This is a genomic window from Gemmatimonadota bacterium, assembly GCA_040882465.1.
Classification (GTDB): Bacteria; Gemmatimonadota; Gemmatimonadetes; order Longimicrobiales; family Gaopeijiaceae; genus JBBEBG01.
In genome coordinates this window covers 20,315-35,273 of the sequence record JBBEBG010000033.1, presented here as the reverse complement: position 1 = coordinate 35,273, position 14,959 = coordinate 20,315, and the positions used below count along the sequence as shown (strand labels likewise).

Here is a 14,959-nt window from a genome sequence, read left to right as displayed (position 1 = left end):
CATGGAAAAGCATCGAGGCTTTCTCGACCATGAGCGGCGCGGCACTCCCGAGCGGGATCCGAAGGCGCGCCTCCAGGACTTCCGCGACATCTACGCGGAGGAGTCCGAAGCGGAGCTGCGTGACCAGGGCGCGCGTTGTATGGATTGCGGGGTCCCTTTTTGCCAGGCGGATCCTGGATGCCCGATCAACAACCTGATTCCGGAGTGGAACGACCTCGTCTTCCGCGGCCGTTGGCGGGAGGCGTACGAGCGGCTCGCGCGTACGAACAACTTCGCCGAGTGGACCGGCATGATCTGCCCGGCCCCCTGTGAGGATGCCTGCGTGCTCGGGATCACCGATCCTCCCGTCACGATTAAGCGAATCGAGCGCGCGATCATCGAACGCGCCTGGGCGGAAGGCTGGGTTACGCCACAGCCCCCCTCGACCCGCACGGGAAAACGTGTCGCAATCGTCGGGAGCGGCCCCGGTGGACTCACCGCGGCGGACCAGCTGAATCGGGCCGGACATCTCGTCACCGTCTTCGAACGGGACGACCGGATCGGCGGCCTCCTCATGTACGGAGTCCCGAACCCGAAGCTGGAAAAGGAAATCGTCCAGCGGCGGGTGGATCTCCTCGCCGCGGAGGGGATCGAGTTCGTCACCAATACGGACGTCGGCGTGGACGTGGACGCGCGCGAGATCCGCTCCGAGTACGACGCGATCCTCCTGGCCTGTGGGGCCCTCCGGCACCGGGACCTCGACATTCCCGGACGCGGCCTCGCGGGCGTCCACTACGCGATGGATTACCTCTCCGGCGTCACGAAGAGCCTTCTCGACTCGGGATTCGCGGACGGCCGCTTCATTGACGCGAGGGACCGGGACGTCGTTGTGATCGGAGGGGGAGACACCGGGGCCGACTGCATCGCCACCGCGCTCCGCCAGGGATGCCGCTCCCTCCTCAATATCACGCGCCGAGATCAGGAGCCCGATGGGCGCGATCCCCATCACCCCTGGCCCGGCCCACCTGGGAAGTACTTCCTCGACTATTCGCACAAGGAAGGCCAGGCGGTATTCGGACGCGATCCGCGGGAATACGGGGTCCTCCCCCTCGAGTTCTTGGGAGAAGGAAGCCGCCTCACCGGCGTGAAGATCGAGCGCCTGCAATGGGAGTCCGCGGAGGGCGGGGACGCGCGGATGACGCGGACCGGTGACATCGCAGTACTTCCCGCCGACCTCGTTTTGCTCTCCATAGGGTTCGTCGGACACGACGCGCCGGAAGTGGTTGGCCAGCTCGGTGTGACGGAGGAGCGCGGCCTCGTCCCCGCGGAGTGGGGGCGTTTCGCGACTTCGGAAGAAGGCGTGTTCGTCGCGGGCGACATGCGGCGGGGAGCCTCCCTCATCGTCTGGGCGATGGCGGAGGGGCGCGGCGCGGCGCGGGAGATTGATCGCTATCTCATGGGATCGTCCCAGCTCGAGGCGCCGATGCCGGCGCCGAAGGCGCTCGCGCACATCTCGCGGCGCCAGCCGCAGCGGGTTTAGCGGAAGGAATCGGGTCCACGCCCGGGCCCGCGGAGCGTGGACTTTCCAAGAAGCTGCGAAGTCGCGGCTTCGAGGGCGAGATCTCCGATCAGCCCCGTTCCGTCCTCAGGGCAACTTCTCGACGAGGAGCCGCGCCCGGTAACTCCCTGGAGGAATCGGGGCAGTCGAGACGGGCGCGGGCAGCACTTCCAGCAGGGTGACGCGGTATCCTCCGTGTTCCGCGGCATCTGGTTCGAATGCCGTGTTCACGGTGAAGGAGTGGGTAGGCCCGGATCCCAGGGTGAGCCCGAGGACGATCGCCGCATTCCCCTCCCAAACGCAGACGACGTCGGTCGCGCAGCGCGAATCCTCGGCCACTTGCACGAACGCAACGCCGAAGACGCCGTCCACGCTGACCTCTTCGCTGACTGGGAGTGTCACCTCGACCGGCGGATCGGAGTCGTGGTCCTCAATCACCAGTACGGTGCGATCGGCCGTCACCGAGTCGTCGAGAGACCCGTCTCCGCGGACGCGTCGCCCTCGCATACGGAGAGTCCACTCTCCAACCTCATCGAGGGTGAGTGTCGTCGGGTGTCCGAGGTACCCGAAGATCATCGTGCATGCCTCGCCACCGGAGTGCCGGTCCCAGGGCGTGATCTCGATCACCCGCCCCGACTCCGAGACGTCCATGCCGTCGGCAGACCAGCATCCGTTGGGTCCTACCGTGTAGGCGGTCACCTCGAAGCGCTCGCCCACGATCGCGGTGCGTGGGGCCGCGATGACTTCCGGAGGGAATCGAGAGAAGTCACGGGGGGGGATGCTCCAGCGGATCGGGTCCTCGCCCCCCGCCTCAGCCTCCCCAGCCGGGGTCCCGCTCGTGGCCGCAACCGTCGCCTCAAGCTGGAGGATTCCGAGGGTTCTGCCCGTCCCGTCGGGGCCGGTGCTGTCGCTGCACGCCGCCAGGAGGGCGACCACCAGGGGCGGAATGCGTTGTGCCAGCACTCGAGGAGCCATGGCTGGTCTCCGGAAAGCGGGGTGACCGGCAAACCTATGAGTGCTACCCCACCATCGGCTCTGGGATCGCACGGCGCCACACGGGGCGACACGATTACGCGGCCGGAACCGCCGTCCGCAACACTTCCGCGAGAAACTGTCCTGTGAGCGAGCCCGGGTGCGCCGCGACCTCCTCCGGGGTCCCCTCCACGACAATCTTCCCGCCGCGCGGTCCCGCCCCCGGACCCATGTCCACGACCCAGTCCGCGGACTTGATCAGATCCAGATTGTGCTCGATCACGAGGACGGTATTCCCCGCCTTCACCAGCCGCTGGAAGACCTCGAGGAGTTTCTTCACGTCCTCGCCCGCGAGCCCGGTCGTCGGTTCGTCCAGGAGGTAGAGTTTCCTTCCCCGCTTTCCCGAGGCTGTCGCGAGCTCACGCGCGATCTTGAGACGCTGGGCCTCGCCTCCCGACAACGTCGTGGCCGACTGCCCGAGCCGGAGGTAGCCCAATCCGACCTCCTGCAGGTGCCAGAGCCTCTCGCCCAGCTCGTCCTCCTTCACGAAGAAGCGAATCGCCTCGTCCACGGTGAGCTCGAGGATGTCGGCGATGGACTTCCCCTTCACCTGGACTTCGAGCACCTCTGGCTTGAACCGTTTCCCCCGGCAGACGTCGCAGGGGACGAAGACATCGGCCATGAAGACCATCTCGACCTCGACCCGGCCGGCGCCCTTACACGCCTCGCAGCGCCCTCCCGCAACGTTGAAGGAGAAGTGGCGCGCCTGGTAACCGCGCTGTCGCGCGAGTGGCTGGGTCGCGAAGACTTTACGCACCTCGTCCCATGCGCGCAGGTAGGTGACAGGATTCGAGCGAGGGGTGCGTCCGATCGGACTCTGATCCACGAGGACGACGGCCTCGAGGTGGGAGACCCCTTCGATCTCCCCGACATCCCCGACCAGCTCTCCCAGGTGCTCTTTCGCGGAGCTTCCTCCTCCGGCGAGCTCGCGCTCGAGCGCCCGGAAGAGGATATCGTGCACGAGAGTGGACTTTCCCGAGCCGGAGACCCCGGTCACCGCGATCAGGAGCCCGAGGGGAAGGGAGAGGTCGAGTTCCTCGACGTTGTGGAGCGACGCCCCCCGAATCTCGAGCCAATCCCCACGCGGCCGTCGCCGCTTTTCGGGGACCTCGATGGGCGCGACCCCCGACAGGTAACGCCCCGTGACGGTGTCCGCGTCCTCGAGACGCGCAGGTGTGCCCTCGAATACGACGTTTCCGCCCTTCTCCCCCGACGCTGGGCCGAGTTCGACCACATGGTCGGCGGCGCGAATCGCCTGGGGATCGTGTTCGACGACGAGCACGGTGTTTCCGGCGTCGCGGAGCCTGCCGAGAAGCCCCAGGAGGGCCGCGGTGTCCCTCGGGTGTAGGCCGATCGAAGGCTCGTCCAACACGTAGATGGTGTCCACCAGGCTCGACCCGAGCGAGTTCGCGAGGCTGATCCGCTGCGCTTCGCCGCCGGAAAGGGAGCGGGCCTGGCGGTCCAGAGTCAGGTAGCCGAGCCCCACGTCCACGAGGAAGGAGACGCGCGACGAGAGCTCGCGCAGAATCGTTTCGGCAATCTCCTTTTCCGCCCCTACCAGCTCGAGCGAAGCGATCCATCGCGCGAGCTCCTCGAGGGGAAGCTGGCTCACTTCCGCAATCGTCGCACCGGCGACGTGCACGTTCAGCGCCTCGGGGCGGAGGCGGGCTCCCTCGCAGCGGGAGCACGGGCGCGGACTCTGATATTTCCGCAGGAAAACTCGGATGTACTGCTTGTAGCGCTTCTTCTCTCGAGCCTTGAGGAAGGGGAAGACGCCGAGGAAGGCGCCGTCGCCGAGCCTCCCTTTTTTTCCGGACTCTCCACGGAGGACCGTCTTGCGGAAGTCCGCGGGAAGCTCGCTCCACGGCGCGTATACCGAAACGCCCCGTTCTTCCGCAAAGCGGCGGAGTCGGGCGCGCTCGCGCCTATATCGGGGCTTGGTCCAGGGATCCACTGCCCCCTCGTCGAGGGAGAGTGAAGCGTTCGGGACGATAAGCTTTTCGTCGTATTCGAGCGTCGCGCCAAACCCCGTGCACTTCGGGCAAGAACCGAAGGGTGAGTTAAAAGAAAAGAGTTGCGGCGACGGCTCGGGAAACTCGAGGTCGGGGTGATCCGGGCAGCGGAAGCGCTCCGTGAAGGCGAGGGTGGCGGGGGCTTCCTCCTCCTTCTTTCCGGGAAGGAGAATCAGGGCCTCGCCTTCGCCTTCGCGAAACGCCGTGCCGACGGAGTCGGCGAGCCGGTCCCGCATGCCCGGCTCGACTTTGAGCCGGTCCACGACTACGAGGAGGGTCTTCGCGGCGCCCAGGTCCGTTCCCAGCCCCGCGGGCGTGTCGGCGCCCGCGCCGCCCAGGTCCACGGCCGCGCCATCCGCGAGAAGGCGTACGAAACCAAGAGTCCGGAGCCCCTCGACAAGAGCCGCGTGCGACGTGCGTTCGCTCCGCGGGAGAGGGAAGGCGACCATGAATCGCGTCCCCGCGGGAAGCTCGAGGACGCGGTCTACCGCTCCCGAAACGGTATCGGGAAGGACGCGGCGCCCGCACTCCGGGCAGATCGTCCTTCCGACTCGAGCGTAGAGGAGCCGGAGATAGTCGGCCACCTCGGTCGCCGTGCCCACGGTGGAACGGCTGGTCTTGGTGGGGTTTTTCTGCTCGATCGCGACGGAGGGAGAGATCCCTTCGATCGCGTCCACGTCCGGCTTTTCCATCCGGTCGAGGAACTGCTTCGCGTACGTCGAAAGCGACTCGACGTAACGACGCTGCCCCTCGGCGAAGACGGTGTCGAGCGCGAGGGATGACTTTCCCGACCCCGACGGCCCGGTGATGACCGTGAGAGCATCCCGGGGGAGATCGAGATCGAAATTCTTGAGGTTGTGCTGGCGCGCGCCCCGGATCCGGATGTGGGTGTCCATGCGTTCGGAAAGGCGGCCGGGCTCAAAGGATGGTGGGACGGTCGGTCCAACCTGGCCACTACCCTCGGGGGCACCGGGGGGGTCCGGTCTGCCGCTTCAGGCGGCCGCCCCTCCGGTCAGCGCGGCCAGGCGTCCCAGGCCGGGACGGATGTTCTCCACGAACCGCTTCGAGGCCGCCTGCACCCCGGGGTCTCCGGCTCGCGCGCTGAGCCCCCGCAACGGATTCAGCCGCGACCTCTCGAGCCACTCCACGATGTCCGTCTCCTGCGACCAGGCCCGCTCCGCCTGCGGTTGGATGATGGTCGTTCGGGCCCAGTCGAGCGCCGTGCGCGGATGTGGATTCGGAGGGCACAGGCGGTTTTTCTCGACCTCCTCGTCCCGGCGGGCCTCGACGAAGGCGACGAGCGCGGCATTGAAGGGAATGAGGCCGGTCCGGACCGGCTGCAGGGTGATTCGGTTGGCTCCGAAGATCGGGATCGCGGGCGAACGCGGCAGGCCATCCGCCGCACAGTGAACGTGTAGGTGGCCGGGAGTGGTCGGCATCGTCCCCTCGTCGAGGACGATCCGGTCGCATTCGATACGGTGCACGTGGCCGAGCCGAACCACCTTCTCGATGCGGCGCAGGAGATCGATTTCCCAGTCGCCGACGGTGGCGCTCCTGAACATGGTGGGTTGAACGTTCGCGTCCACGCGCCGGAGCAGCGCGGCGGCCTCGAGGCGATCGAAGAGATCGTCCACGGAAGTCGCCCGAGCCGCCGCCGCCATCTGGCGGGTGATCCCTTCGAACAGGTTGGCGACCAGTTCGCCCGGCTGGGTGTAAGCGCGATTGATCACCCATGATTCCCGCGGCTTGATCCACTGGATTTGCTCCGGATCCACTCCACTCTGAAGAAGCCACACACAGGCGTCCATGGCGGTCTTGCCCGCGCCGATGATGACGAACCGTTCCGGCCGGTGGCCGACCTGCGTAAGCCGACCGATGGGAATCACGGATGCCCCGGCCCCGACTTCGAAGGGAGGCGGGCTCGTGGCCGGGATGGAGGGCGAGAGGTAGGCGGCATTCACGACTTTCTTGCGGACCTTCACCTCGACGACTTCGCCGGTGAGGCACGAGGCGATGCGGAGTCCCCCCACGAACTCCCACTTGGGAAAAAAGCGGACACGACCCGTGGGGATCAGGTGCCTCTGCATGACGCGCTCATAATACGCGCGAATCTCGGTGCCCGTCGCACGATCGTACCAACCGGCCTCGGGCCCGTCCGTTTGCACGGCCTCGGTTCCGGGCGGCGTCGAGTTGACCCCGTAGTAGAGCGAGGGCTGATGCAGGCGAACGAAGGAATAGGCGTCGTTCCAGTGCCCCCCCGCTGCCGCCCGCCGATCCACGATGACGACGCGGGCATCCGACTCCGCGACGAGGGTGTCCACGAACGCCAAGCCGGCCGCGCCGCCGCCGATGACGAGGTAGTCGGTCTCGAGCGTGCGAGACATGGGTTAGCCTGTGAGGGGTCTCAATAGGAAACGACCTCCAGCCCGGGAACACGCCGATAGTGTTCGATATCCCGCGTCACGACCGGGAGGCCGTGGGCGAGCGCGGTGGCGGCGATCCAAAGATCGTTCCCTCCGATGAGGAGGCCATTGTCGCGCAGGTATTGATAAATGCGGCCATATTTCCAGGCCGCCTCCTGGTCCGGGGTAAGAATGCGAAACCTTTGGACCAGGGCTTCCCAACCTTGCTTCTCCGAAAGGTTGGGGCCGCAGGCCAGCTCGCCGGCCGTTGTGAGGGTGATCGCCAGCACCCGATCGGGATGGGCGGCGAGGAAGGCATGGGCGGGCCCCGGGCTCCCGGCAAGCGCTTCGCGTTCAAGATCCACCAGGAAGGTGGTCGCGAGGATCAGCGGCCCGTCCATTTGTCCCGCGGGCTCTCGTCCTCCCGAGCCGCCTGGTCGATCCGGTCGAGTGCCTCACGAGTGAGGTGGGGCCCCTCGCGCTCATAGACCGCTCGCAGTTCCCGGGCCGTGAGCCCCAGGTCGGGCCACTCCGCCCTCAGGACCACGTCGGAGAACGATTCATCCGGGGTGCGACGCGCCTGTCGAAGTCGCTCCCAGGCCTCGATCTTCAGGGAGATGGTCTTTGTCGCCATGCATGCATTATGCATGATACATGCACTTCGGTCAAGGCAGAGGCCGACCGATCGCCCAGCTTGCGCGAGGATTTGATCTTCGCTGGAATGATCCAGAGATTCGGGAGCGCACCGTTTCCCTCGCTAGGTCGCTGGCCCGATGACCCGGGTTGCGGGCCGCCGCTGAAGGTTCGGCTCCGCGAGGAGGAACGCCCCTTTTCAACGGGAGGCACGATGATTCGTACCGTTTTCGCCCTCTTGGCCGCTCTCCCTTCCGGACTCCTCGCGCAGAGCCCCGACTGGACGGAGCCTCGAACCCCGGTCCGGATCGCGGATCAACTCTACTACGTCGGGACGGCGGGCCTCGCCTCGTACCTCTTCACTTCCAGCGAGGGGCACATCCTCATCGACGCGCCGCTTCAGGCAAATGTGCCTTTGATCCTCGAAAACATCCGAAGTCTCGGATTCGATCCCGCGGACATTCGTATCCAGGTCGCGAGTCACGCCCACTTCGATCATGTCGGTGGACTGGCGGACATGCTGGAGGCGACCGGTGCGGAGCTCGTGCTGACCGAGGCCGATGCTACCTTCGTGCGGAGCGGACGAGACTTCGGACTGGAGGGCATCACGGCGGGGTATCCGCCCGCGACCGTCACCCGCACCATCGGACATCTCGAGACGGTCCGGCTGGGCGACCTCGCACTTACCGCACATCTGACCCCGGGGCACACGCCCGGTTGCACGAGCTGGGGCGGCGAGGTCCAGATCGAGGGTGAGCGGTATGAATTCGTATCCGTGTGCAGCCTCTCCGTGCTCCCCTATTACACACTCGGGGGTGACGAGCCGACGTACGAGGGCCAGGCGAAGGACTACTGTACGAGCCTTACGCATCTCGAGAGCCTCGACCCGGACATCTTCCTGGGCTCTCACGGAAGCTGGTTCAGGCTCGACGAGAAGATCGCCCGACGCTTGGCGGGCGACGCGATGGCCTTCGTGGAGCAAGGGATGTACCGCGAGTATCTGAGCGCGGCGCGTGCCTCCATTGAACGCGCGCTCGCGGAGGAGGGCTTCGCAGGCGGCTGTTCGGGCCTTGCCGCGGGATAGGGTGGAGAATCCATGAGGTCGAAGGAAAGCGACGGCCCGGCCCGGTCCCTTCGTGACACTCCGCTGACCCTCGCCGGCGACGAGTTTCGCCGCCTGGGTCACGAGCTGGTGGAAGCCATCGCGGACTTCCTCGAAGGCATCCCGGATGGCCCCGTCACCCGCGACGACTCGCCGGGAAAGATACGAGAACTGATCGGGGCGGATCGCCCCCTTCCGGAGGAAGGAACGGAGCCCGCGGCCCTCCTCCGCCAGGCACGAGACATCCTCTTCGAGCACTCCCTCTTCAACGGCCACCCGCGTTTCTTCGGGTACATCACCTCGTCTCCCGCTCCGATCGGGATGCTCGGCGACCTCCTGGCGGCCGCGGTCAATCCCAATGTCGGGGCATGGCGGCTGGCGCCCGTCGCGACCGAGATCGAAGCCCAGACCATCCGTTGGATCGCCGAGCTCATCGGATATCCCTCGGCGTGCGGGGGGCTCTTCGTGAGCGGAGGAAACATGGCCAACATTGTGGGGCTTTTCGCCGCCCGGGTCGCGGCGGCGGACTGGGACCTGCGCGCCACCGGGGTGGCCGGCCCAGCCCAGCCACCCCTTCGTGCTTACGCGTCTGCCGAGACTCACACCTGGATCCAGAAGGGGTGCGATCTTTCCGGGATTGGAACGGAGGCGATTCGTTGGATCCCGGTGGACGCCAACCTTCGGATGGACACGGTGGCGCTGCGTGAGACTCTCGTCCGGGACCTGGCTGGCGGAGTGCGCCCGGTGATGGTCGTGGGGAACGCGGGCTCGGTGAGCACGGGAACGGTGGATCCTCTCCGGGAGATCGGGGCGATCTGCCGGGAGGCCGAGGTCTGGTTCCACGTGGACGGGGCTTACGGCGCCTTTGCGGCGGCCGCTCCAGGCGCTTCCGATGATTTGGGGGCGCTCGCCCTCGCGGACTCGGTTGCCGTGGATCCACACAAGTGGCTATACGCGCCGCTGGAGGCGGGATGCGTGTTGGTCCGGGATCCGGAAGGGCTGCGAAAGGCCTTCTCCTACCACCCGCCCTACTACCACTTCGGGGAGGAGGCGACCAACTACTTCGACTTCGGCCCACAGAACTCCCGAGGGTTCCGGGCGCTGAAGGTCTGGCTGGCCCTCGGAGTCGCCGGGCGGGCGGGATACGTGAAAACGATCGGCGACGACATCCAGCTGAGCGAGCGGCTACATGCGCTGATCTCCACGCATCCGGAGCTCGAAGCGGTCACGCAATGCCTCAGCATCAACACCTTCCGGTACCTTCCGCCGGACCTTCGAGTCGAAGCCGGATCGGACGCGTCGGCCCCCTACCTCGATGAGCTGAACGAGGCGCTCCTCGAGCGAATCCAGCGCTCCGGCGAGGCCTTCGTTTCGAACGCGGTGATTCGGGGTCGCTACCTCCTTCGTTGCTGTATCGTGAACTTCAACACGACCCAGGCGGACATCGAGGCCCTCCCCGAGATCGTGGCCCGACTCGGGCGCGAGTTGGACGCCGAGCTGAGGCCGGCCTCCGCAAGCTTCGTCGTACCCCGCACCCTCTCGAACCTCGACTCAGGGAGCGAATAACCTCGCCGCGGATGATCCCGGGATTCGCCGACGCCTTCGTACGCGTCGAGCCGCGGGAGCTTTGTCTTGGAACCCAGGCCGAAAGGTGCCGTATACGAAGATTGTGTCCATCACGGGGAAAGGGTTGAGCCCGGCTCCGCGCAGGGAGCGCCGGACGCACGCGCCTCGTCCGAGGCACGCTGTCGGCGAACGAGGTGGCCGCTTCAGGTTTCGCCGCGCAAGGGAACCGGACCCCGGCGCGAGGCCGCGCCGGCGCCCCGGCATTGGACTCTTCCTTCTCCTGGCGCTCCTCGGCGGGTGCATGCGCGTGACAACCGGACTCCCCCCTGCACGCCTCCCCACTCCGACTCCCATCACCGATCCTGTGGGCTGGTCGGAAAGCGGCGTCGCCTCCTGGTACGGCGAGCCCTTTCACGGACGCCTGACCGCCTCGGGTGAGCTCTACGACATGGAAGGGCTGACCGCCGCCCATCGGACCCTTCCATTCGGCACGACGATCCTCGTCGAGAATCTCGATTCCGGCCAGGACGTGACGCTCCGCATCACGGACCGGGGGCCCTTCGCCGGCGGACGCATGCTCGACGTCTCGCGGCGAGCCGCGCGCGAGCTCGGGATGATCGGGCCCGGAACCGCCCGCGTTCGGATCACGATCGTGACGAGCCCGGAGGCACTCAACTGTTGGGAAGTGCAGGCGGGGGCGTTTTCCCGGCGGGAGGGTGCCGAAGAGCTCCGGACGCGGCTCGCTCGTGACGGAATGGCGGCGCGGGTGACCATCGGCGAGGACGCCCTCTTCCGCGTCCGGGCCGGTCCGATCCACTCTCACGACGAGGCCCGCCGCCTCGCCTCCGCGTGGGATGGGCTCGTCGTCGGATGCCCGCTCGCCCAATGATGCCCGCTCTTCTGATGAGGTGTGGGAGTTGGGCGCCACCGACCTTGGCAAGGACCAAGGGGCGCGGCCTATTCGCGCTCGTTTCCCTCGTGCTCGTCGGACCCATGGCAGGGTGCGAGGGCTCCGGTCCCACGGATCCGCCGCGAGAGGACGGAGCCAGAACGGTCAAAGGGATCGCGCTCTCGCCTCGCGGATTCCCGGAATCCTTCGCCGAGATCCTCGATTTCCTCGACGAGGCTGGCTCGTTCTCCGATGCCGGCGTCCTGTGGAATGGAGCGTGGCGAGACGACGTCGAAGAGGGGACAGACGCCGGGACTCCGCCCGGGGCGGCACTCCTGACGCTCCAACAAGCCGCCGGGCACGGGTATGAGCCGATCCTCGTCGTTGGATGGCGTGGCAATGAAGGCCCCCACATTCGAATTCCCTCGAATCCCGACAACAGTTGGGCGAACGAAGAGGCCGCCGCACTCTACGTTGAGGTCGTCGCCGGGGTGGCGGACACCTATCGTCCGCCGTTCCTCTTCCTTGGAAACGAGAGCAGTGTGTATTTCAGCACCGATCCCGAGGACTACGCGCGCTGGATCGCGGTCTACAACGACGCCTACGACGCGATCAAGTCGGCTTCGCCGGAGACGCTTGTGGGACCGATCTTCCAATACGAGCGGACCGCCGGAATCGGCGTCCTGGCGGGGATGAACCAGTCGGAGTGGGGTGCGGTGACCATGCACGACTTCGACCGGATCGATGTGCTTGGGCTCACGGTCTATCCCTTCTTCGCGCATGCGACGCCGAACGCCGTTCCGGCGACGTACCTCGACCCCCTCCTTCCCTACATCGGGGACACCCCGATCGCGATCACCGAAACCGGGTGGCCGGCCGAGATCGCGGAGGGATTCGTGGCACCTTGGGAGGCATCGGAGGCTCACCAGGTCACGTATCTGGAGAGGCTGGGGGACGCTCTCGAAGGGTGGGAGACCCGCCTCGTCAGCTGGCTCTTCCTTCACCCTCCGGTGGCTCCGGAGCCGGGAGGGCTCGCCCCGCTCGACTGGAACATCTTCCACTCCCTCTCCCTCCGGCGGGCATCGGGGGAGGAGCGCCCGGTCTACGACGTTTGGGAGGCGTTCACTCCAGAAGCTCCTTGAGGAGCGCGCGGGCTAGCTCGGGGTCCGCTTTCCCGCCCGTACGGCGCATCACCTGCCCCATGAAGAAGCCGATGAGGCCGGATTTTCCCTCCCGGTACTCCCGCACCTTTGCCGGATTCGCGGCGACGACCTCGGCGGCGACCGGACGGATCACGGCCGCGTCGCTGACTTGCGCAACGTCGAGGCGCTCGACGATCGCGCGGGGATCCCCTCCCTCCTGGGCGAGGACCTCCAGGATCTCGTGCCCGCCGGTGCGCGACACGGTCCCCTCCTCGACCAGGCCGATCAGGGCCGCGAGCTCCGCCGGTCCGAAGGGGAGGTCGGCGAGCGCCCGTCCCGCCTGAAGGGGCGGGAGGCTGTTGATGATCCAGTTTGCCGCGGAGGCCGCCCCTGCCCCGCCCCGACCGGACCCCGCAGCGCCCTCCGCCAGCCCATCCACGGTTCCCTCGAAAAAAGCGACGAGGGCGGGGTCACGCGCGAGGATTTCGGCGTCCACTTCCTCGAGGGCGAAGCGCTCGACCAAGAGTCGCGCCCTTTCGCGCACCTCGGGAGAAGGCGGCGCGGGAGCCCCGGCGGCGCTCACCCTCGGGGCGCGGCCGCGGGGAGCGGGTTCCCCGGCTCCGCCTTTTACGGCGACGGCGGCCGCGACGAGCTCCGGCGATTCCGCCCCCTCGAGCTCCCCCTTCCGCATCCCGGCCCGCTTCCCGGCGCCCCCATCCGCGGCGCGGGCGGCCCAGGTGTCCCGGAGCGTCACGATACGATTAAAGACGAGACGATCTCTCCGTCCCAACTCGGGATCGCGCCAGAAGTAACCGAGGCGTTCGAACTGGTACCGGGTGTCGAGATCGTCCCCGAGGACCGAGGGCTCCACGAAGGCGCCTCCCACCACGGTGATGGAGTCGGGATTGAGGAAGTCCCGGAAGTTCCCCTCTCCACCCCGCGCCACTGCCTCGGACTCGGGATCCGCGACCGAGAAAAGCCGATCGTATAGGCGAACCTCGCAGGGGACCGCGTGGGGGGCCGAAAGCCAGTGAATCGTCCCTCCCACCTTGCGTCCGTCGGGAGGCGCGGCGTCCCAGGTCTCGGGGTCGTGCGTGCAGCGGAGCTCGAGGACCCTCCCGGTCCGATCCTTCACGACTTCGTCGCACCGAATGACACAGCCGTGGCGAAGGCGCACCTCCCCTCCCGGAACGAGGCGGCGGAACCCCTTCGGCGGATCCTCCGCGAAGTCGCTCCTTTCGATGAGGAGCGCCCGGGAGAAGGAGAGGGAGCGGGTCCCCTCCCGGGGAATGTCGTGAGGGAAATACGGCGCCTCGATCTCGCGAGACTCGACGGCCGGCCAGTTTGTGATCGTGACCTTCAGGGGGTCGAGGACCGCGAGGACGCGAGGCGCGCTCCGGTTGAGCTCGTCCCGCACTGCGTACTCGAGCCGGCCGATGTCAATGCGGGCATCGGCGCGCGCCACCCCGACCATCGTCCAGAAGCCGATCACCGCTTCGGGAGGGACGCCGCGCCGCCGAAAGGCTGCGAGGGTCGGCATCCGCGGATCGTCCCACCCCTCGACATGGTTGTCTTTGACGAGCTGGAGGAGCTTCCGTTTGCTGGTGACCGTATAGTCGAGGAGCCCCTTTCCGAACTCGTACTGGTGGGGGCGCGGTTCTTCGAAGCCAACCTCGTCCAGGATCCAGTCGTAGAGCTCCCGGTTGTTCGCGAACTCGAGAGTGCAGAGCGAGTGCGTGATTCCCTCGATCGCGTCTTCCAGACAGTGCGCGTAGTCGTAGAGAGGATAAACGCACCATTCGTCGCCGGTGCGGTAGTGGCTGGCATGGCGGATCCGGTAGAGGATCGGATCGCGCATGAGCATGTTGGGCGAGGTCATGTCTATGCGAGCCCGCAGGACGTGCGCGCCGTCCTCGAATTCTCCCGCCCTCATCCTCCGGAAGAGGTCGAGATTTTCTTCAACCGACCGGCTCCGACCGCCGCTCTCCCTCCCCGGGTTGGTCACGGTTCCCCGCCCTTCGCGAATCTCCTCTTCCGACTCCGAATCCACGTATGCCTTGCCGCTCCGAATGAGCGACTCCGCGAACTCGTACATCCGCTCGAAGTAGTCGGCGGCGTGGTAGAGGTGCTCCCCCCAGTCGAAGCCGAGCCAGCGCACGTCCTTCTTGATCGCTTCCGCGTATACATGCTCCTCGGTGATCGGATTCGTGTCGTCGAAGCGGAGGTGGCACCGGCCCCCGTATTCGCGGGCGATCCCGAAGTTCAGGAGGATGGACTTCGCATGGCCGATATGGAGAAAGCCGTTCGGCTCCGGAGGGAACCGGGTGACGACCTTTCCCTCGACCTTCCCCTCAGCGAGATCCCGGTCGATGATCTGCCGGATGAAGTCGCGGCCGGCGGTCTGGGATCCAATCCCATCCGGATCCGTCATGGGGCTCCATCTTCAGGTCGGGCTACGGGCAAACAGGGCCATGAAACGTAGAGGGCACCTGCGGCCCTTGAAAGGGCTCGGGCGCCCCTTGTTTCCGGTCCGGGACTCGCGGAAGCGTCCTCTCTTCCCCGTTGACCGCTCCAGGCGCGCAGGATACCTTCCCGGTCATGATTACGCATGCGCGGAAGCACCTCCACACCCATCGTCGCCGGT

At 66.8% G+C, this 14,959-nt stretch carries 11 protein-coding genes; 5 read left to right on the top strand and 6 right to left on the bottom strand.

Going from position 1 to position 14,959, the window contains the following annotated elements:
* Window position 1: 1 nt before the first annotated feature.
* A complete protein-coding gene (locus tag WEG36_11970; protein ID MEX1258325.1) occupies window positions 2-1,519 on the top strand; it encodes a glutamate synthase subunit beta in 1,518 nt (505 codons plus the stop codon).
* Between the two features lie 105 nt (window positions 1,520-1,624).
* Here WEG36_11970 and WEG36_11965 read toward each other — a convergent pair whose 3' ends face one another.
* From WEG36_11965 to WEG36_11945, 5 genes are all read right to left on the bottom strand, one after another.
* Window positions 1,625-2,512 (bottom strand): hypothetical protein, encoded by an 888-nt coding sequence (locus WEG36_11965; GenBank protein ID MEX1258324.1) that lies wholly within the window; start codon window positions 2,510-2,512, stop codon window positions 1,625-1,627.
* Between the two features lie 94 nt (window positions 2,513-2,606).
* Window positions 2,607-5,477: an excinuclease ABC subunit UvrA gene (uvrA, locus tag WEG36_11960; protein ID MEX1258323.1), complete on the bottom strand. Its 2,871-nt coding sequence runs from the start codon at window positions 5,475-5,477 to the stop codon at window positions 2,607-2,609.
* Window positions 5,478-5,573: 96 nt separating this feature from the next.
* On the bottom strand, window positions 5,574-6,965 hold the full coding sequence (locus tag WEG36_11955; protein ID MEX1258322.1) for an NAD(P)-binding protein: 1,392 nt from the start codon (window positions 6,963-6,965) through the stop codon (window positions 5,574-5,576).
* A gap of 20 nt (window positions 6,966-6,985) precedes the next feature.
* Window positions 6,986-7,384 (bottom strand): type II toxin-antitoxin system VapC family toxin, encoded by a 399-nt coding sequence (locus WEG36_11950; protein MEX1258321.1) that lies wholly within the window; start codon window positions 7,382-7,384, stop codon window positions 6,986-6,988.
* Window positions 7,369-7,617 (bottom strand): hypothetical protein, encoded by a 249-nt coding sequence (locus tag WEG36_11945; protein ID MEX1258320.1) that lies wholly within the window; start codon window positions 7,615-7,617, stop codon window positions 7,369-7,371. Before WEG36_11945 ends, WEG36_11950 begins: the two co-directional genes overlap by 16 nt.
* Before the next feature lie 213 nt (window positions 7,618-7,830).
* Between WEG36_11945 and bla the strand changes: the two genes are divergently transcribed.
* The 4 genes from bla to WEG36_11925 all read left to right on the top strand — a co-directional run bounded on the left by bla (window position 7,831) and on the right by WEG36_11925 (window position 12,315).
* Window positions 7,831-8,700 carry a subclass B3 metallo-beta-lactamase gene (gene bla, locus WEG36_11940; protein ID MEX1258319.1) on the top strand — a complete coding sequence of 290 codons (870 nt, stop codon included), beginning with the start codon at window positions 7,831-7,833 and terminating at the stop codon, window positions 8,698-8,700.
* A 12-nt stretch (window positions 8,701-8,712) separates the two neighbouring features.
* Window positions 8,713-10,284, top strand: coding sequence for an aminotransferase class V-fold PLP-dependent enzyme (locus tag WEG36_11935; GenBank protein MEX1258318.1), 1,572 nt, complete (start codon window positions 8,713-8,715; stop codon window positions 10,282-10,284).
* Window positions 10,285-10,585: 301 nt separating this feature from the next.
* Window positions 10,586-11,173 carry a septal ring lytic transglycosylase RlpA family protein gene (locus WEG36_11930; GenBank protein MEX1258317.1) on the top strand — a complete coding sequence of 196 codons (588 nt, stop codon included), beginning with the start codon at window positions 10,586-10,588 and terminating at the stop codon, window positions 11,171-11,173.
* Window positions 11,174-11,217: 44 nt separating this feature from the next.
* Complete coding sequence (locus WEG36_11925) at window positions 11,218-12,315, top strand: hypothetical protein (GenBank protein ID MEX1258316.1); 1,098 nt, start codon at window positions 11,218-11,220, stop codon at window positions 12,313-12,315.
* On the opposite strand, the gene WEG36_11920 is transcribed toward WEG36_11925, so the two are convergent.
* Window positions 12,296-14,746 carry a glutamine--tRNA ligase/YqeY domain fusion protein gene (locus WEG36_11920; protein MEX1258315.1) on the bottom strand — a complete coding sequence of 817 codons (2,451 nt, stop codon included), beginning with the start codon at window positions 14,744-14,746 and terminating at the stop codon, window positions 12,296-12,298. The genes WEG36_11925 and WEG36_11920 overlap by 20 nt on opposite strands.
* Between the last annotated feature and the right edge of the window lie 213 nt (window positions 14,747-14,959).

Bases quoted from the DNA above. Each gene is read 5' to 3' on its own strand.
- uvrA (MEX1258323.1), bottom strand. From the start codon at position 5,477: ATGGACACCCACATCCGGATCCGGGGCGCGCGCCAGCACAACCTCAAG.
- WEG36_11950 (MEX1258321.1), bottom strand. From the start codon at position 7,384: ATGGACGGGCCGCTGATCCTCGCGACCACCTTCCTGGTGGATCTTGAA.
- WEG36_11955 (MEX1258322.1), bottom strand. From the start codon at position 6,965: ATGTCTCGCACGCTCGAGACCGACTACCTCGTCATCGGCGGCGGCGCG.
- WEG36_11935 (MEX1258318.1), top strand. From the start codon at position 8,713: ATGAGGTCGAAGGAAAGCGACGGCCCGGCCCGGTCCCTTCGTGACACT.
- bla (MEX1258319.1), top strand. From the start codon at position 7,831: ATGATTCGTACCGTTTTCGCCCTCTTGGCCGCTCTCCCTTCCGGACTC.
- WEG36_11920 (MEX1258315.1), bottom strand. From the start codon at position 14,746: ATGACGGATCCGGATGGGATTGGATCCCAGACCGCCGGCCGCGACTTC.
- WEG36_11965 (MEX1258324.1), bottom strand. From the start codon at position 2,512: ATGGCTCCTCGAGTGCTGGCACAACGCATTCCGCCCCTGGTGGTCGCC.
- WEG36_11970 (MEX1258325.1), top strand. From the start codon at position 2: ATGGAAAAGCATCGAGGCTTTCTCGACCATGAGCGGCGCGGCACTCCC.
- WEG36_11930 (MEX1258317.1), top strand. From the start codon at position 10,586: ATGCGCGTGACAACCGGACTCCCCCCTGCACGCCTCCCCACTCCGACT.
- WEG36_11945 (MEX1258320.1), bottom strand. From the start codon at position 7,617: ATGGCGACAAAGACCATCTCCCTGAAGATCGAGGCCTGGGAGCGACTT.